Raw genomic sequence first — 16994 nt, forward strand, 5'->3', positions numbered from 1 at the left:
CATTACAAGGGTGTTGCCGCAGGATCAGGCACCCGCGTGCTGCACGGCGAGCCGGATGGGGGCGTTGCCCGCCCCGTAACCCTGGTACCCGCCGATCCGCTGGACGAGCTCGAAGAACACCCGGCCCGCGGTGCCCGTGTAGAGGTGCAGGAACTCGCCGCCGTGCCCGTCGCGGTCGTAGAGCACGCCGAGGTGGCGCAGCTCGGGATCGACCTCGTAGCGGGCCTCCAGGTCGTCGTAGTAGTTGTCCGGGATGGGCAGCAGCAGGTCGGGGTGCTCGGCCCGGAGCCTGCGCGCCACCGCCACGACGTCGTCGCAGGCCAGCGCGAGGTGCTGCCAGGGGTGCTGGCCGGCGCCGACCTGCGCGATGTTCACCACCATGCGGACCGCGCCGTCGGGGGCCGACATGGCCTTGCTGCGCAGCAGGCCGTACGGGTCCGGCAGCTCCAGGCTCTCCTGCGGGCGCAGGCCGAGCACGCTGCGGTAGAACAGGGCGGCCTCGTCGAAGTAGTGCAGCGGCTGGGTGAGCGCCACGTGGTCGATGTGGGTGATGCTGCCTTCGGCGGGCGCGCCGGGGCCGAAGTCGGCGAGCCAGGCGGTGTCGCAGAAGAAGATCTCGGTGCCGTCGGGGGCGGCGATCGCGTCCAGCGGGGCGTCCTCGGGGGCGCGCTCGCGGGGCAGGACGGGGGACAGCAGCGAGCCGGCGTGCTTGACGGCGCCGCCGGGGTCGGGGCTGTCCAGGCCGATCGCGACCAGGGCCGGGTCCGTCACCTGATCGCGGGCGTTGAGCAGGAGCCTGGCCTGCCCCTGCGACCACAGCTCGACCGGCTTGCTCGCGTGCACGCCCGTCCGGGTGAAGCCGAGCGCGGTCAGCAGCCCGCCGAGGGTGCCGGTGTCGGCCAGCTCGGCGAAGGCGAAGCCGGCGGGCACGGCCGGATGGCTCACACCGTCCAGGCTCTGCTCCAGCGCGATGAGCGAGCGCATGCCATCCAGCGCGGTGCGCTCCGCGGACGCCTGGCGGAAGACGTCGTTGAACACCTCCAGCGACAGCGGCCCCGCGTACCCCGCGCGCAGCACGCTGGCGGTCAGCCCGGCCAGGTCGAAGTTGCCCTGCCCGGGGAAGCAGCGGTAGTGGCGGCTCCACTGCAGCACGTCCATGGCCAGCAGCGGCGCGTCGGCGAGCTGCAGGAAGAAGATCTTCTCGCCCGGGATGGCCTCGATGCCGATCGGGTCGGAGCCGCGCGACAGGATGTGGAAGCTGTCCAGGCAGGTGCCCAGGTTCGGGTGGTCGGCCATGCGCACGATGCGCCAGGCGTGCAGGTACTCGTTGACGTGCCGGCCCCAGGCCAGCGCCTCGTAGGCGATGCGGACGCCGTGCTCGGCGGCCCGCTCGGCCAGCAGCCGGAGCTGCTCGGCGGCCAGCTCGTCGTCGCCGATCGCGCCCGGCGAGACGTTCGAGCAGACCAGCAGCAGGTCCGCGCCGAGCCGCTCCATCACCCGGAACTTGCGCTCGGCCCGGCGCAGGTTGCCCGCGAGCACGTCGGCCGGCACCGCCTCGAAGTCGCGGAAGGGCTGGTAGAGGTCGATGCCCAGGCCGAGGTCGGCGGCCCTGGCCCGGACCTCCTCGGGCGACAGCGGGCAGGCCAGCAGGTCGTTCTCGAAGATCTCCACCCCGTCGAACCCGGCGGCGGCGATCGCCTCCAGCTTCTCCGTGAGAGTGCCGCTCACCGACACGGTGGCGATGGACTTGCGCACGGTTCCTCCTTCAGACGGCGATGAGATCGGTCAGGTGGGCGAACATCCGCTCGGCGTCCGGCTCGCGGCCGGTGAACAGCCTGAACGCGTGCACGGCCTGGAAGACGACCATGCCGCCGCCGTCCAGCGTCCGGCAGCCGATCGCCCGCGCCTGCTTGAGCAGCTCGGTCTCCAGCGGCCGGTAGACGATGTCGGCCACCCACAGGCCGGGGTGGAGCAGCTCGGCGGGCAGCGGCAGGCCCGGATGGTGGGCCATGCCGGTCGGGGTCGCGTGCACCAGCCCCTCGGCCCCGGCCAGCAGCTCGGGCAGCTCGGCCGCGCTCGCGGGGCGGGCCCGTCCCGCGCCGAAGCGGGCGGCCAGCTCGCCGGCGAGCGCGGCGGCCCGCGCCGGGTCGGCGTCGACCAGGGTGATCCGGTCGGCGCCCATCGTGAGCAGCGCGTGCGCGACCGCGGCTCCCGCGCCTCCGGCGCCGAGCTGCACGATCCTGCGGGTGGGCACGTCCGGCAGGCCCCGCGCGAACGACTCGGCGAAGCCCGTCCAGTCCGTGTTGTGGCCGATGGCCCGCTCGCCGTCGAACACCACGGTGTTGACCGCGCCGAGCATGCGGGCGTCCGGTGACAGCTCGTCCAGGTGCGGGATGACGGCCTGCTTGCAGGGGTGGGTGATGTTGAGCCCGTCGTAGCCGAACCTGCGCGCCGTGCGGACCAGCTCGCCCACCTCGCCGCCCACCCGGTCGGTGTCCAGCAGCCGGTAGACGTAGTGCAGTCCGTGGTGCACGGCCTCCTGCTCGTGCAACGGCGGGCTCCAGGAGGGCCCGATGCCCGAGCCGATCAGCCCGACCAGGAATGAGTCCATCACATCGTCCTTTCAAGCAGGTGCCGCGGTTTTCTTAATGTACGTACTAGTGAGTTAGCTGGCTAGACATGACTCTTGACTTCACGACGCCGCCCGTGGAGCCTTGTGGACTATCTAGTCCGTACTCTAGGACGGAGCACGGTTGTCACTGCTGCGTGAGGGCGGGCCGGCCGTCGGCCGTCCCCTGGCCCTGGGTCCCGTACGGCTGCGCAACCGGTTCGTCGCGGCCCCCATGGAGCGCAACTACTGCGAGCCCGACGGGACCGTCACCGACCGCTACACCGCGTACCTGGCCCGGCGGGCTGCGGGCGGCGCGGCACTGGTGTTCGCCGAGGCCGCCTACGTCCGCGCGGACGGCAAGGGACGGCTGCGGCAGCTCGGCGTGGACACGGACGCGCGCGTCCCCGGACTCGCCCGGCTGGCGGCGGCCGTGCACGACGGCGGCGCCCTGCTCGGCGTCGAGCTCAACCACGGCGGCCGCACCGCACAGAGCGCGGTCAGCGGCTGCCGGCCGGTCGCCCCCTCCCCCGTCCCCTGCCTGCCTGCCGGTGGCGAGGTGCCGCGGGAGGCGTCGACCGCGGAGGTGTACGAGCTGGCCGACGCCTACGGGCAGGGCGCACGCCGCTGCCGCGAGGCGGGTGTGGACGTGATCTCGATCCACGGGGCGCACGGGTACCTCGTGCACCAGTTCCTCTCCCCCGCGTTCAACCTGCGTACGGACGAGTTCGCCGACCCCCTCCGCTTCCTCGGCCTGGTCGTCGAGGCGGTCCGCGAGCGGGCCGGTCCCGACGTGGCCGTCGGCCTGCGGCTCTCCGCGCACGAGGGGTTCGAGGGCGGGCTGACCGCGCGGCGCACGTTCGAGCTGATCTCGCGCGCCCGCCTGGACCTGCTGGACTTCCTCGACGTCTCGGCCGGCTCGTACGAGGCGGGGCAGTGGAGCATCCAGCCCGCCGAGTGGGAGCCCGGCCTGCTCGCCCCGTACGCCGCGCGTTACCGGGCACTCGGGCTGCCGGTGGGCGTCGCCGGCCGGATCAACACGCCCGAGAGCGCCGAGGCCGTCGTGGCGGGCGGGCAGGCCGACTTCGTCTCCCTGGCCCGCGCCCTCCACGCCGACCCCGACTTCCCCCGCCACGCCCTGACCGGCGGGCCCTACCGGCCGTGCATCGCCTGCAACCACTGCATCGACCGGCTCGGCACCGGGGAGCCGATCCCGTGCACGGTCAACCCGCGGGCGGGCCGCGAGCACCTGAGCCCACCGGCCGCACCCACGACGCCGGGCACGATGCCGGTCGCACCCGCGACGCCGGGCACGGTGCCGGTCGCACCCGCGAGGCCGGGCGCGGTGCTGGTGATCGGGGCGGGCCCGGCCGGTCTCGAAGCGGCGCGGCTGCTGGCCGAGCAGGGGCGGCGCGTTCAGGTGCTGGAGCGCGAGGAGCACGTCGGCGGGCGGGTCGCGCTCGCCGGGCGGCTGCGCGCGTACCCGGAACATCACCGCCTGCTGCGGTGGTGGGCCGCCGAGCTGGACCGGCTCGGGGTGGCGGTGCGCACCGGCACCCCGGCCACCCGCGAGGAGCCGGCGCTGCACGAGGCGGACGCCATCGTGCTGGCCACCGGCGGCACCGGCCGCCTGCCCGACGTCCCCGGCGCGCGCCTGCCGCACGTCCTCGACGTGCGCGACTGGCTCGCCCTCGGCCAGGACGTCCCGCGCTCCTGCGTCGTGTGGGGCGCCGACCGCGAGGGCGTCGCCGTGGCCGACCACCTGGCCGCCGGAGGGGCGGAGGTGCTGCTCATCGGCTCGCAGCCGAGCCTCGCCCCGGAAGTCGGCCGCCGCGCGAAGATCCTCATGGTGCCGCGGCTCACGGAGAACCCGAAGGTCCGCGTCCTGCTGGAGTCCACGGTCTCGGCCATCGAGCCCGATCGCCTGCTCGTACGCTCCGGAGGCCGCTCGGAATGGCTGCCCGTGTCGGGCCCGCTGCTGGTCTCCCACGGCGTCGTCCCGCGTACCGGCCAGTCCGCCGGCCAGTCCGCCGGGCAGTCCGCCGGGCAGTTCGACGGGCAGTTCGAGGGCCTGCTCGCGGCCTGCGAGGACCGGCGGCCCCGCCTAGGGGTGCACGTGATCGGGGACGCGGGAGACAGCGGCGGCTCACTCCATCGGTGCTTCGTCGCGGCGGAGGAGGTGGCCGAGGCCATCGCGCGGGCAGGCGATCAGCACCGGTGACCTCTGTTCGCTGCGTCGCGGCCTCAGGCCGGGCGGGTCGCGGCCCGCGCGCGATGGCCCACGTTGGCGAGCAGCTGCGCGAACCCCTCCCGCGTGGTCTCCGCGAACCCTGCGAACAGCCGGTTGGCCAGCGGCACCGCCCACCGCATCCACTGCGCCACGTTGAACACCCGGTGCACGAGCAGCGCTCCCTGGGGGTGCGGCTCGACGCTCCACTCGCCGCGGTACCACCATCCGCCCTGGATGGAGATGGTGTGACCGGCCACCTCCACGGTGGAGGTGTGCCCGGGGGCGTCCTCGACGGTGAAGCGGCCGGAGCGGCGCCCTCCGGGCAGCAGTTCCTCGGCCAGGGCGTCCCACACCCGGGAGGCGGGCGCCTCGACGATCCCGGCCACCTCGGTGATCAGCTTCCTCATGACGCCACCCGGGTGTTCTGGAAGGAGGCGAAGCGCCAGCCCTCGGGTGTGCGGACGGCGGTGAAGGAGACGGTGGAGGCGCGGTGCCGGCCGTCCGCCGTGGTGCCGCCGGCGGCGATGATCAGGACCGCGCCGTCGGCCAGCGGTTTGACCGTGTGGGCGCCGCCCGTGGACATGGTGGAGCCCTTCAGCGGGCCCTCGAAGAGCCACCGGTGCGTGGACTCGATGGCCTCCCGTCCCCGGGTGTGGGTGCCGTCGAAGGTGATGTAGTCGGCGTCCTCGGTGAAGACGGCGGCGTAGGCGGTGGCGTCGCCGCGGTTCCAGGCCTCGGCGAGGCCGGCCATCAGCTCGGCGATCTCGGACATGGCGCAACTCCTCGTGGTCGGGGCGCCTATCCTGAGGTGTGCGACTCCAGGCAGGGCAGGCGCCTTGTTCTCGGATGTCCGGCTGCCAGGGTGTTGGCGCACCCTGGCAGCCGCTTTCACGTCACGGCTCGCCGAGCACCTCGTCCAGGAGTTCCCGTCTGACGGTGCTCGGCCAGTCGAGCTCGCCCGACTCCAGCCGGGCGATGAGTTTCCCGAGCCAGGCCAGCTCGCTCTCGCTCAGGGCCCGCTCGTAGTCGAGCTCGATCATCAGGACGTCGGGCAGGCCGCTGTCCTTCAGCGCCTTCAGGTGGGCGTTCATCGAAACCAGTGATCCTTCGATGGACGCCGCCCTGCTGCGCAGCGCCCGCAGCGCGTCAGGCACCGGCAGGACGCCCATCAGCGAGACGGCGGCGGTGAACGTGCGGCGCTCGGCCCCGGGGTTCTCCAGCAGCGCGCGGAGCCTGGTCGCCAGCTCCCGGCGGCCCTCGTCGGTGATCTCGTAGACCGTGCGCTCCGGGCGGCGGCCCTCCCTGCTGGTCTCGACCGGCACGATCAGCTCCTCGCCCGCCAGCCTCTCGACCGCGTGGTAGAGGCTTCTGGGCAGCCCCGTCACGTAGTCCTTGTGCGTGTCGACGATGAAGCGGTGCAGCTCGTACGGGTGGCTGGCACGTACCGACAGCATGGCCAGCACGGTCAGGCCGACCAGGTCTGGACGCCGCGCCATGATTCTCCCTCCCATAGTGCAATTCGCACTATAGCCGAGAACAGCGCGCCGAAGCAGCCCGCTATAGTGCAGACTGCAATATAGAAGGAGGCATCATCATGAAAATCTTGGTCATCGGCTCGACCGGCCGCACCGGCCGGCACGTGCTCGCGCAGGGCGTCGAGCGCGGGCACGAGATCACCGCGTTCGCCCGCCGTCCCGAGCTTCTCGCCGGCAGCACCGGCCTGGCCGCCGTGCACCAGGGCGACGCCTGCGACCCGGCCGCCGTCCGCGCGGCGGTGCGCGGCCAGGACGCCGTCATCGCCGCGGTCGGCGGCAGCCAGATCGCCCGCACCCTCATCGACGCGATGCGCGAGAGCGGCGTGCGGCGGCTGGTGATGACGAGCAGCCGCTCGGTCCCCGCCACCCGCCCGCGCCTGCCGGTCACCCTGGCCTGGCTGTTCTTCCGCGCGGCCTACGCCGACCTGGCCAGGGCCGAGGGCATGCTGCAGGTCAGCGGTCTCGACTGGAGCATCGCCCGCGGCACGATGCTGACCGGCAAGCCGGGGGCGGGGCGGGTGCACATCGACTTCGAGGCCAACGCGACGGGCGGGGCCATGCAGCTGTCACGCGCCGACTACGCGATGGCCCTGCTCGACACCGCCGAGGACCCGTCGCTGATCGGCAAGGCCCTGGGCATCTGCGGCCCGAAGTGACGCTTGCGCCTTCCGGCCCGCGCCGCGCCGGGTGCCCGCCTACCGAGGGCCGGTACCGAAGGCGAGGTCCCGCAGCGTCCGGAACGGTGCAGGTTTCACCGTTCGGCGCGCGCGAGATCGCGGATGGCCGGGACGGCGAGCAGCAGCCCGGCGACGACCAGGACCATGCCCGAGGCCGCGAACAGCAGCGGCACCGTGCCCAGCACCACGGCCAGGGGGCCCGCCAGCGCCTGGCCGACGGGTTTCATGACGAGCGAGCCGGCGGCGTCGTAGGCGTGCACCCGGCCGAGGACCTCCTGGGGTACGTGGGTCTGCACGCTCGTGTGGAACATGACCACCCAGAAGGTCATGCCCATGCCGCCGATCGCGTAGCAGACGGCCAGCGCGGCGGGGGGCCAGCCGAGCGCCACGCCGAGGGGCATGAGGGTGCAGCACGTCAGGGCGACGGCGCCGGCCCGGAGCGGGCGCCCCGGCGTGATCCGCATCGCGGCGAGCCCGCCGAGCAGGTTCCCCACGCCCAGGGCGGACATGATGAGGCCGAGCGCGGAGGCGCCGTGCTGGGTGATGATCGTGCTGTGGCCCAGGGTCAGCGTCGGGCCCGACGAGGTGACCTGCCAGACGAACCAGATCACGATCACGCCCCACAGCCACGTCCTCGACCTGAACTCCCGCCACCCCACCACCAGGTCCAGCCGGAAGGTCGAGCCCTGCGCCCGCGCCCCGCCCGCCGCCGGGAGGCGGAGGAGGAACAGGCAGGCGCCGCTGACCGCGAACGTCGCCGCGTCGATCGCGAAGACCGTCCACGGCGCGGAGACGGCCAGGAGCACCCCCGCCAGGGAGGGCGCGACCACACTCATGATCGACTCGGAGACGCGCAGCGTGGCGTTGGCCCGCTGCACGTCCCGGGCGATCTGCGGGGTGATGCTGGCGACCCCGGGCTGGAAGGTGGCGCCGCCGGCGCCGACCAGCGCCAGGAGCACGAGCACCTGCCACAGCTCGGGCGTGCCCAGGGCGAAGAGCAGGGCGAGCAGCGACTGGAAGACCAGGCGCACGACGTCGGAGAAGATCATCATGCGCCGTGCGCCGAACCGGTCCGACAGGACGCCGCCGAAGACCATGAGGACGGCGAAGGGCGCCACGTGGGCGGCCAGCGCGTAGCCGACCCCGCTGAGGCCGTACCCACCGTGGATCATCGCTGCCGAGATGACGACGGGCAGCATGTGATCACCTAGCAGGGACGTGCTGCGAGCCGCGAAGAACAGGCTGAATCCGCGGGTCCAGAGCCGCTCCTGGCCGTGCGCCTCTAACACGGCGAGCCGCCCGGCGGGCGCTCGCGCGACCGGCGGGCCACCGTCGTCCCCGTCTCCCCCATCCGTCCAAATGATCACAGCGGCCGGACGGTGTCAAACCCCGCCCGCCGGGCCGATGTGGCACAGGCCTCGCGCGCAGCCCTGGCGGTTGTAACCTTTTCGTGACCAAGAACAGGTGAATACCCGAAATTTACGGGCATTTTTGATCTCGAAGTCCAGCAGAGGGCTTCGTCTCACGCGAACCACCTGAGCGTGCCTCTGCCTGGGCTTTCTGTCATGGGCAGGGCCGCTGGCACCTTTGGAGCAGCAACATGCCTGTCCTGAACCTCGCATTCGAGCAGCGCACCGCCGAGGAACTGCTGGCCGAGCTCGCCGACCCGCAGATCTCGCAGATGCATGCCGTCCGCATTCGCGAGCGCCTGGTGGAGATGCACGAAGGGCTGGTGACCGAGGTCACCCGCCGCTACCGGTACCGAGGCGAACCCATGGAGGACCTGCGCCAGGCCGCGTACGTCGGCTTGATGAAGGCCGTCAACGGCTACGACCCCGAGCTCGGGCACGAGTTCAGGGGATACGCCATGATCACCATGATGGGCGAGGTCAAGCGGCACTTCCGCGACCGCACCTGGGCCATCCGGGTGCCGCGCGTCTACCAGGAGCGGCGCATCGAGCTCAACAAGGCCACCGCCGAGCTCACCCAGAAGCTGGGGCACTCCCCGACCGTGGCCGAGCTGGCCGAGAAGATGGGCATCTCCGAGGAGGATGTCCTGCTCGCCCTGGAAGCCTCCACCGCCTACAGCACGCTGTCGCTGGACGCCCCCGTCAGCAGCGGCGACGACGACGCCGCCGAGCTGAGCGACTTCGTGGCCGACCAGGACGCCTCGCTCGACACGCTGGTCGACAGGCACGCGGTCAAGCCCCTCATCGACGCCCTGCCGCCGCGCGAGAAGAACATCCTGCTGATGCGGTTCTACGGGAACATGACCCAGTCGGAGATCGCCCAGGAGTTCGGCATCTCGCAGATGCACGTCTCCCGCATCCTGCGCGCGGTCCTCACCAAGCTGCGCACCGCCCTGTCGGAGTGACCTCGCCGCCGGCGCCCCGCACCGGCACACGTTCACAAGTGAAACACCTGGCTCCCCGCCGGCATCGGCGCCGATGGCCCTGACCGCCTCCGCGCCGCCGGCGGGCGGGCGCGTCGCTGGCCCTGGGCGCGGAGGGCGGCGAGCCTCGCCTGCCACTTCTCCAGCAGGACCGGGATCTCCTCGCGCATGAGCTGCAGGAACTCCCACGTCTCCCGCAGCCGGGCCGCGGCCTGGCTGTCCTCGCCGACGGCTTCGAGCCCCTCGCGCGGGGTCCGCTCCCACTGCGTGATCAGCGCGTCCTGCTGGAGGATCGCCTGGTACCACTGGTCCGGCCGCTTCAGCAAGCGGCCGGCGCGGATCGGGCTGCGGCCGGGGGCGCGCACCTGCCAGGCGGGGGGGACTCCGGGCGGTTGCCGCGGCACCGGTGCCGGGCCGCCACCCTGGGAAGCCTTGGCACCGGACGGGTGACAGGCTTCGCTAGGGTGAGGCGTTCGTATCCGATCTTGCCCCCCAGGAAGTGTCCCGTGCCCCGTCATCACCGATTAGGCGTCCCCGCCCTGATCGTCACGGCCCTGTACGCCGCCGCGCTCCTGATCACCGCCACCATCGCCCTGACCACCGGCGACGTCGCCCCGCTGTGGCGGCTCACGGCGTTCGCGGAGGTGGAGGAGACCATCGAGGCGACCCCGCCCAACGTGGCCACCCTGATCCTGATCGGCCTGCCCTGGGCCTGCGCGCTGTGGGAGTGCCTGCGCGGGCCGCGCGCCGGGCAGGCACCCGAGCTGACCACGCACGAGCGGCGGCTGCGCGTGGCGCTGCACGCGGCCGCGGCCTCCTGGCTGCTCTACCCCCTCGTGCCGGACTGGCCGTGGTGGGCGATCGTGCTCGACTCCCTGCTGATGCTCGCGGTCGTGGTGCTGTTCCAGCCCGTGCTGGGAGAGAGCCTGGAGTACGCGGGCCCGGCACGGGCCGCCGGGGTGCTCGCGTTCGGAGGCGGCGCGGCCGTCGCGGTGTCCGACGAGTTCGAGCTGGGCATACCCGGCATGCTCTCCCTGCTCTGCGCGGTGGGCCAGCTGGTGTGGACGGTGCTGGTCCTGCGCGCGCAGCGGTGGGACGACCGCTGGCCGTTCGTCACCTACCTGTACGGCATCACGTCCCTGGTGCTGCCGATGCTGGTCATGGCGCTGGCCTGGATGCTCGTCGACACCGGGAGCCTGTTCTACAGCCTCTCGGCGGCCGCCGGCGTGCTGACGGCCGTCTGGCTGTGCCGCTCCGCCCACGACCTCGCCGGCCCGCGCACCCAGCCGGTCGCGCCCGTGCCGCTGCCCACGGAGCCGGGAACGCCGTGACGCGTCACGCGCACCGCCGGTCCGCCCCCAGGAACGTGCCGGTGCGCCGCGCGCTGCCGTAACCGGCGGCGAAGGCGCCCCGCTCGAAGACCGGCTCGCCCGCCACGCACACCGCCCTGACGGCGGCGTCGCTGCGGTTCACCATGCGCCGCACGCCGCCGAAGCCCGGCATGGGCGCCTCGTGGTAGCCGGCCAGCCGGTCGTCGAGCCCCGCCGGGTCCACCACGACCACGTCCGCCCGGTCACCCGCGCGCAGCGTGCCCGCCCGCAGCCCGAACCAGCCGGCCAGCTCGCCGGTCAGCCGGTGCACCGCCTGCTCCGCCGTCATGAACGGCCGGCCGGCCGCCTGCGCGGCCACCACCCGCTGCAACAGCCGCAACGGCACGTTGTAGTGGGCCATGTTGCGCAGGTGCGCCCCCGACTCGGCGAACCCCAGGTGCACCGCCGGATCGCCGGCCAGCCGGTCCAGCACGTGCGGCCGGTGGTTGGCGATCGTCGTGCGCCAGCGCAGCCGCGACCCGTGCGCGACCACGAGGTCGAGGAACGTCTCGGCCGGGTGCCGCCCCCGCGCGTGCGCCACCTCGCCGAACGACCGGCCCGCCATCCCCTCGTCCGGGCAGGAGACGATCTCGGCGTCGTACAGGTGCCGGAACCGGCTGTCGTAGTCGCGGCGGAACCACCGCCGGTACGCCCGCCGCGACAGCAGCCGCGCCCGCTCGGCCTCCTGCCGCAGGTGCAGCGCGGCCGCCGTCGCGCCGAACTCCTCGAAGATCGCCAGATCGATGCCGTCGGCGTACAACTCGTACGGCACCGGCAGGTGCTGCCAGCGCACCTCCGCCCCCAGCAGCCGGTTGGCCGGCGCGGTCGCGCGCGCCAGCGCGGCCGGCAGCGCGGGCGCGGTCTTGGGGTCCAGCGCCGCCAGCAGCGACGTCTTCAGCCGCGGGCGCACCCGCAGCCCGGCGCTGGCCAGGAAGAACAGCAGGCTGTCCCACGGCCCGGCGGTGCCGGGGGCGCTCTGCAGGACCCGGCCGCGGGCGCGCAGCACCCGGTGCAGCGCGCGGTACTCGCGCCAGCCCGCGAACGTGGACGGCAGCCGCGCCGACCGGAACCGCTCGCCGCCGAGACGGCAGTGCGTGCTGGTCACCGTGGACAGGCCGAGGAAGCCGGCGTCCAGGGCGCGGTCGAGCAGCGCCGTCATCCGGTCGAGGTCCTGCCCCGACGCCGGGCCGGCGCCGACCGCGCGGCCCAGCCCCATGACGTACGCCCGCAGGTCGGAATGGCCGAGGAAGGCGGCCACGTTCGGGCCGAGCGGCCGGGCCAGCAGCGCCCGCACGTACTCGTCGGCGCCCGACCAGCTCCGGTGCCGCTTCAGGGCGTCGAGCACGGCGGCGTGCGGCAGCGCCTCGACCCGGCTGAACAGGTCGGCCGCGTCGTCGGCGGCGCAGTAGACGGCCGACAGCGAGCAGTTGCCGAGCACGACCGTGGTGACGCCGTGCCGTACGGACTCCGGCAGCCCCGGGGACAGCAGCACCTCGATGTCGTAGTGGGTGTGCACGTCCAGGAAGCCAGGCAGCACCCAGCAGCCGCCCGCGTCGAGCACCCGCCGGCACCCCGCCTGCGGCAGCGGCTCGGCCGAGACGGCCGCCACCCGCCCGGCCCGCACCCCCAGGTCGCGCAGCGCGGACGGGCTTCCCGCGCCGTCGAACCAGCGGCCCCCCTTGATGATCAAGTCGAACATCGCGTCCTTCGGCTGTCGCGTACGGTGAGCGATCGTTCGAACACCCTACGACATGCGAGGCGGCCGGAACGCGTCCCCCGCGCGTGTCCGGCCGCCCCCTCTCAGTCGACTTCCGCGGCCGCCTGGGCGAACTGGGCCGAGTACAGCCGGGCGTAGGCGCCGCCCGCGGCCAGCAGCGACTCGTGCGTGCCCTGCTCGACGATCCGCCCGTCCTCCATCACCAGGATCAGGCCGGCGTCGCGGATCGTGGACAGCCGGTGGGCGATCACGAAGCTCGTCCGCCCCTCGCGCAGCGAGCTCATCGCCCGCTGGATGAGCACCTCGGTCCGGGTGTCGACCGAGCTGGTCGCCTCGTCCAGGATCAGGATCGCCGGCTCCGACAGGAACGCCCGCGCGATCGTGATGAGCTGCTTCTCCCCCGCGCTGACCGCCGCGCCCTCCTCGTCGATCACCGTGTCGTAACCGTCGGGCAGCGTGTGCGCGATGCGGTCCACGTGGGCGGCCCGCGCGGCCGCCTCGATCCGCTCGCGCGTGGCACCTTCCGCGCCGTAGCCGATGTTCTCCGCGATCGTGCCGCCGAACAGCCAGGTGTCCTGCAGCACCATGCCGATGTCGGCGCGCAGCTCCTCGCGCGACATCCGCGCGATGTCGACCCCGTCGAGCGTGATACGGCCGCCCGTCACCTCGTAGAACCGCATGATGAGGTTGACCAGCGTCGTCTTGCCGGCTCCCGTGGGGCCCACGATGGCCACCGTCTGGCCGGGTTCCACGGTCAGCGACAGGTTCTCGATCAGCGGCCGGTCCTCGGCGTACCTGAAGGACACGTTCTCGAACGCCACCCGCCCCCTGACCTCCGCCGGCCGTGCGGGCTCGGCCGGCTCGGCCGACTGCTCGGGCGCCTCCAGCAGCTCGAAGACCCGCTCGGCCGAGGCGGCGCCCGACTGCACGAGGCCCGCCATGCCGGCCAGCTGGGTCAGCGGCTGGCTGAACTGCCGCGAGTACTGCACGAACGCCTGCACGTCGCCCAGCGAGATCGAGCCCGAGGCCACCTTGAGGCCGCCCACCACGGCGACCAGCACGTAGTTGAGGTTGCCGATGAACATCATGGCCGGCTGGATGACGCCGGAGATGAACTGGGCGCGGAAGCCGGAGGCGAACAGGGCCTCGTTGTGCTCCTCGAAGGTCCCGGCCGCCTCCTTCTGCCTGCCGAACACCCTGACCAGCGTGTGCCCGCCGTACATCTCCTCGATGTGGCCGTTGAGCTTGCCCGTCGAGGACCACTGCTCGATGAACTGCGGCTGCGCCCGCTTGCCGACGACCGCGGTCACCCACACCGACACCGGCACCGTCACCAGCGCGATCAGCGCCAGCACCGGCGAGATCCAGAACATCACCACCAGCACCCCCACGACCGTCAGCACCGACGAGATGAGCTGGCTCATCGTCTGCTGCAACGTCTGCGCGATGTTGTCGGTGTCGTTCGTGGCGCGGCTGAGGATCTCACCGCGCGGCTGGCCGTCGAAGTAGCTCAGCGGCAGCCGCGCCAGCTTGCCCTCGATCCGCTCGCGCAGCCGCGCCGCCGCCCGCTGCACCACCACGGTCGTCAGCCGGAACTGCACGATCCCCAGCAGCGCCGCCACCAGGTACAGCGCCAGCACCCAGCCCAGCACGTGCGCCAGGGCGGTGAAGTCGATGCCGCGGCCCGGCACGACGCTCATCGACGCCACCATGTCGGCGAACGTGTCCTGCCCGCCGGCCCGCAGCCCCGCCACGGCCTGCTCCTTGCTGACCCCGGCGGGCAGCTGCGCCCCGATGATGCCCGTGAAGATCACGTCCGTGGCCTGGCCGAGGATCTTGGGGCCCGCCACGGTCAGCGCCACGCCGGCCGCGCCGACCACCAGGACGACGACCAGCATCGCCCGCTCGGGACGCAGCAGCCGCATCAGCTTGCGCAGCGTGCCGCCGAAGTCGAGCGCCTTCTCGGCCGGGCCCGCCATCATCCGCCCGGGGCCGAAGCCGGGCTGCGGGCGCCGCGCCGGCGCCTGTGTCGTCACGCTGCCGCCTCCTGTTCCGTGAGCTGCGACAGCACGATCTCCCGGTACGTCGGGCAGCCGTCCATCAGCTCGGCATGGGTGCCGCTGCCGGCCACGCGCCCGTCCTCCAGGACGATGATGCGGTCGGCGTCGCGGATCGTGCTCACCCGCTGGGCCACGATCACGATCGTGGCCTCGGCGATCTCCGCGGCCAGCGCGGCACGCAGCCGCGCGTCGGTGGCGTAGTCGAGCGCCGAGAACGAGTCGTCGAACAGGTAGATCTCCGGCCGGTGCACCAGCGTCCGCGCGATGGCCAGGCGCTGGCGCTGGCCGCCCGACACGTTCGTGCCGCCCTGGGAGATCGGCTCGTCCAGCCCGCCCGGCATCGCCTCCACGAACTCGCGCGCCTGCGCCACCTCCAGCGCCCGCCACAGCTCCTCGTCGGTCGCGTCCGGCCTGCCGTAGCGCAGGTTGGAGGCGACCGTGCCGGTGAACAGGTACGGCGACTGCGGCACCAGGCCGACCGCCCGCGACAGCGCGTCCTGGTCGAGGTCGCGCACGTCCACGCCGTCCACCAGCACCTGGCCCGCGGTCGCGTCGAACAGCCGCGGGATCAGGTTGAGCAGCGTGGTCTTGCCGCTGCCGGTGCTCCCGATGATCGCGGTGGTACGGCCGGGCCGCGCCGCGAAGCTCACGCCGCAGAGCACCGGCTCCTCCGCGCCCGGGTAGCGGAAGTCCACCGACCGCAGTTCCAGCTCGCCGTCCTGGCGCTCCGGCACGACGGGGACCGCCGGCGGGTGCACGGTCGGCTCGGTCGCCAGCACCTCCTCGATGCGCTCGGCGCACACCTCGGCCCGCGGGATCATCATGAACATGAACATCGCCATCATCACCGACATGAGGATCTGCATGAGGTAGGAGATGACAGCGGTGAGCGCGCCCACCTCCATGGCCCCGTCGGCGATGCGGTGGCCGCCGAACCACACCACGGCGACGCTGGAGACGTTCACCACCATCATCACCATGGGGAACATCAGCGCCATCAGCCGCCCCACCTGCAGCGACACCTCGGTCAGCCGGTCGTTGTCCACGGCGAACCGCTCACGCTCGTACCGGTCGCGGACGAACGCCCTGATGACCCGGATGCCGGTGATCTGCTCGCGCAGCACCTGGTTGATCCGGTCGATGCGCTCCTGCATCGTGCGGAAGAGCGGGCGCATCCGCACCACGATCAGCGCGACCACGACGATCATCACCGGCAGCGCGACGAGCAGCAGCGACGACAGCGTCACGTCCTGCCGCAGCGCCAGCACGATGCCGCCGACGCACATGATCGGCGCGGCCACCATCATGGTGAACGCCATCAGCACCAGCAACTGGATCTGCTGCACGTCGTTCGTGGTCCGGGTGATCAGCGACGGCGCGCCGAACCTGCCGACCTCCTGCGCGGAGAAGTCCTGCACCCGGTGGAAGATCGCGGCCCGCAGGTCCCTGCCCAGGGCCATCGAGGTACGGGCGCCGTAGTAGACCGCCACGGTCGCGCAGACGATCTGGATGAGCGTCACGCCGAGCATCACCAGCCCGACGCGCATGATGTAACCGGTGTCGCCCTTGACGACGCCGTCGTCGATGATGTCGGCGTTGAGCGTGGGGAGATAGAGCGTGGCCAGCGTCTGCACGAACTGGAAGAGCACGACGAGCGCGATCTCTTTCCGGTACGGCCTGAGCTGGGCCCGCAACAGACGGAACAACATCAGCAGGGGCTCTCTCGGTCGGGGTCGGGTAAGGGCCTGACGAGCAGCCCGTCGAGCAGCACGGAGACGATCTCCTCGTCCTCCATGTCCGCGAAGCCGCCGGCGTGGTCGAAGCCGCGGTGCACGGACACCGCGGTCAGCATGAGCAGCAGCTGCGCCGCGGCCTCGGGCGAGCGCCGCAACCGGTCGCGATCGGGCTCCATCAGGGCGGCCAGCGCGGCCTCGATCCGGCGCCGGCCCTCCATCATGCGCTGCCCGAAGCCGGCGTCCTCGGCCATCAGCTCACGGGGCACGGACAGGAGGTTGGCGTTGGCCTTCATCCCCGCCCTGATCGTCGCGACCGCCTCGCGCAGCCGCTCGCGCAGCCCGTCCCGCGTGCCGATGGCCTGCAGCGCGTCCACGGCATGCCGCGGGTCGAAGGCGCTCATCAGCGCCGCCCGCAGCAGCGTCGCCTTGTCGGGGAAGACGCCGAAGATGGTGCCCTCGGCCACGCCCGCGGCCTCGGCGATCTGGCGGGTGCTCACCGCGGCGCCGTACTCCCGCAGCAGCGGGATGGTGGCGGCGATGAGCGCGGCCCGGCGGTCCTCCGGCGCCATCGCCGGCACCCTCCGCCTCTTGTTCATGCCCGGGAGCGTAATGAGCGAGTACTCACTCATTCAAGTGGTTTTATGGCGAGGACAGCGGGCGGGAATGTGG

The 16994-nt window shown here is 72.7% G+C and carries 15 protein-coding genes; 4 read left to right on the top strand and 11 right to left on the bottom strand.

The genetic code is table 11. From position 1 onward, the window contains the following. Positions 1-24: 24 nt before the first annotated feature. Together AB0I79_RS45305 and AB0I79_RS45310 are read right to left on the bottom strand one after the other, a co-directional pair. A complete protein-coding gene (locus AB0I79_RS45305) occupies positions 25-1755 on the bottom strand; it encodes a TIM barrel protein (RefSeq protein ID WP_357887093.1) in 1731 nt (576 codons plus the stop codon). A gap of 10 nt (positions 1756-1765) precedes the next feature. Further along, positions 1766-2611: a shikimate dehydrogenase gene (locus AB0I79_RS45310; protein WP_357887096.1), complete on the bottom strand. Its 846-nt coding sequence runs from the start codon at positions 2609-2611 to the stop codon at positions 1766-1768. A 142-nt stretch (positions 2612-2753) separates the two neighbouring features. Between AB0I79_RS45310 and AB0I79_RS45315 the strand changes: the two genes are divergently transcribed. Beyond that, complete coding sequence (locus AB0I79_RS45315) at positions 2754-4829, top strand: FAD-dependent oxidoreductase (RefSeq protein WP_357887099.1); 2076 nt, start codon at positions 2754-2756, stop codon at positions 4827-4829. A gap of 23 nt (positions 4830-4852) precedes the next feature. Here the strand turns inward: AB0I79_RS45315 and AB0I79_RS45320 are convergent, their stop codons facing one another. The 3 genes from AB0I79_RS45320 to AB0I79_RS45330 form a co-directional block, all read right to left on the bottom strand. After that, positions 4853-5245 carry a hypothetical protein gene (locus tag AB0I79_RS45320; RefSeq protein ID WP_357887102.1) on the bottom strand — a complete coding sequence of 131 codons (393 nt, stop codon included), beginning with the start codon at positions 5243-5245 and terminating at the stop codon, positions 4853-4855. Continuing rightward, positions 5242-5610, bottom strand: coding sequence for an SgcJ/EcaC family oxidoreductase (locus AB0I79_RS45325; protein ID WP_357887105.1), 369 nt, complete (start codon positions 5608-5610; stop codon positions 5242-5244). Before AB0I79_RS45325 ends, AB0I79_RS45320 begins: the two co-directional genes overlap by 4 nt. Before the next feature lie 121 nt (positions 5611-5731). Next, positions 5732-6334, bottom strand: coding sequence for a PadR family transcriptional regulator (locus tag AB0I79_RS45330; RefSeq protein ID WP_357887108.1), 603 nt, complete (start codon positions 6332-6334; stop codon positions 5732-5734). 98 nt (positions 6335-6432) lie between these two features. Between AB0I79_RS45330 and AB0I79_RS45335 the strand changes: the two genes are divergently transcribed. Beyond that, the gene (locus tag AB0I79_RS45335; RefSeq protein ID WP_357887111.1) at positions 6433-7029 is read left to right on the top strand and encodes an NAD(P)H-binding protein; all 597 of its coding nucleotides are present in this window, start codon (positions 6433-6435) and stop codon (positions 7027-7029) included. Between the two features lie 95 nt (positions 7030-7124). Here AB0I79_RS45335 and AB0I79_RS45340 read toward each other — a convergent pair whose 3' ends face one another. Further along, the gene (locus tag AB0I79_RS45340; RefSeq protein ID WP_357887262.1) at positions 7125-8339 is read right to left on the bottom strand and encodes an MFS transporter; all 1215 of its coding nucleotides are present in this window, start codon (positions 8337-8339) and stop codon (positions 7125-7127) included. Between the two features lie 311 nt (positions 8340-8650). Between AB0I79_RS45340 and AB0I79_RS45345 the strand changes: the two genes are divergently transcribed. Beyond that, positions 8651-9424 (top strand): RNA polymerase sigma factor SigF, encoded by a 774-nt coding sequence (locus tag AB0I79_RS45345; protein ID WP_357887114.1) that lies wholly within the window; start codon positions 8651-8653, stop codon positions 9422-9424. Between the two features lie 32 nt (positions 9425-9456). On the opposite strand, the gene AB0I79_RS45350 is transcribed toward AB0I79_RS45345, so the two are convergent. Then, on the bottom strand, positions 9457-9846 hold the full coding sequence (locus AB0I79_RS45350; RefSeq protein WP_357887117.1) for a hypothetical protein: 390 nt from the start codon (positions 9844-9846) through the stop codon (positions 9457-9459). Positions 9847-9948: 102 nt separating this feature from the next. Between AB0I79_RS45350 and AB0I79_RS45355 the strand changes: the two genes are divergently transcribed. Continuing rightward, positions 9949-10773, top strand: a complete 825-nt coding sequence (locus AB0I79_RS45355) for a hypothetical protein (RefSeq protein ID WP_357887120.1) — start codon at positions 9949-9951, stop codon at positions 10771-10773. A 4-nt stretch (positions 10774-10777) separates the two neighbouring features. Here the strand turns inward: AB0I79_RS45355 and AB0I79_RS45360 are convergent, their stop codons facing one another. The 4 genes from AB0I79_RS45360 to AB0I79_RS45375 form a co-directional block, all read right to left on the bottom strand. Beyond that, a complete protein-coding gene (locus tag AB0I79_RS45360) occupies positions 10778-12511 on the bottom strand; it encodes an amidohydrolase family protein (RefSeq protein WP_357887123.1) in 1734 nt (577 codons plus the stop codon). Between the two features lie 101 nt (positions 12512-12612). Further along, the gene (locus AB0I79_RS45365; RefSeq protein ID WP_357887126.1) at positions 12613-14565 is read right to left on the bottom strand and encodes an ABC transporter ATP-binding protein; all 1953 of its coding nucleotides are present in this window, start codon (positions 14563-14565) and stop codon (positions 12613-12615) included. Continuing rightward, positions 14562-16298 (bottom strand): ABC transporter ATP-binding protein, encoded by a 1737-nt coding sequence (locus AB0I79_RS45370; RefSeq protein WP_357887129.1) that lies wholly within the window; start codon positions 16296-16298, stop codon positions 14562-14564. Before AB0I79_RS45370 ends, AB0I79_RS45365 begins: the two co-directional genes overlap by 4 nt. Beyond that, the gene (locus tag AB0I79_RS45375) at positions 16298-16921 is read right to left on the bottom strand and encodes a helix-turn-helix domain-containing protein (RefSeq protein ID WP_357887132.1); all 624 of its coding nucleotides are present in this window, start codon (positions 16919-16921) and stop codon (positions 16298-16300) included. Before AB0I79_RS45375 ends, AB0I79_RS45370 begins: the two co-directional genes overlap by 1 nt. Positions 16922-16994: the final 73 nt, after the last annotated feature.

Origin of the sequence: Nonomuraea sp. NPDC050202, assembly GCF_040656115.1 — a bacterium.
In the GTDB taxonomy this organism is placed as follows: Bacteria; Actinomycetota; Actinomycetes; order Streptosporangiales; family Streptosporangiaceae; genus Nonomuraea.

What these genes read in the sequence shown, in the direction of transcription:
- AB0I79_RS45310 (WP_357887096.1), bottom strand. Translation starts at nt 2,611, where the DNA reads ATGGACTCATTCCTGGTCGGGCTGATCGGCTCGGGCATCGGGCCCTCC.
- AB0I79_RS45320 (WP_357887102.1), bottom strand. Translation starts at nt 5,245, where the DNA reads ATGAGGAAGCTGATCACCGAGGTGGCCGGGATCGTCGAGGCGCCCGCC.
- AB0I79_RS45325 (WP_357887105.1), bottom strand. Translation starts at nt 5,610, where the DNA reads ATGTCCGAGATCGCCGAGCTGATGGCCGGCCTCGCCGAGGCCTGGAAC.
- AB0I79_RS45330 (WP_357887108.1), bottom strand. Translation starts at nt 6,334, where the DNA reads ATGGCGCGGCGTCCAGACCTGGTCGGCCTGACCGTGCTGGCCATGCTG.
- AB0I79_RS45335 (WP_357887111.1), top strand. Translation starts at nt 6,433, where the DNA reads ATGAAAATCTTGGTCATCGGCTCGACCGGCCGCACCGGCCGGCACGTG.
- AB0I79_RS45345 (WP_357887114.1), top strand. Translation starts at nt 8,651, where the DNA reads ATGCCTGTCCTGAACCTCGCATTCGAGCAGCGCACCGCCGAGGAACTG.
- AB0I79_RS45360 (WP_357887123.1), bottom strand. Translation starts at nt 12,511, where the DNA reads ATGTTCGACTTGATCATCAAGGGGGGCCGCTGGTTCGACGGCGCGGGA.
- AB0I79_RS45370 (WP_357887129.1), bottom strand. Translation starts at nt 16,298, where the DNA reads ATGTTGTTCCGTCTGTTGCGGGCCCAGCTCAGGCCGTACCGGAAAGAG.
- AB0I79_RS45375 (WP_357887132.1), bottom strand. Translation starts at nt 16,921, where the DNA reads ATGAACAAGAGGCGGAGGGTGCCGGCGATGGCGCCGGAGGACCGCCGG.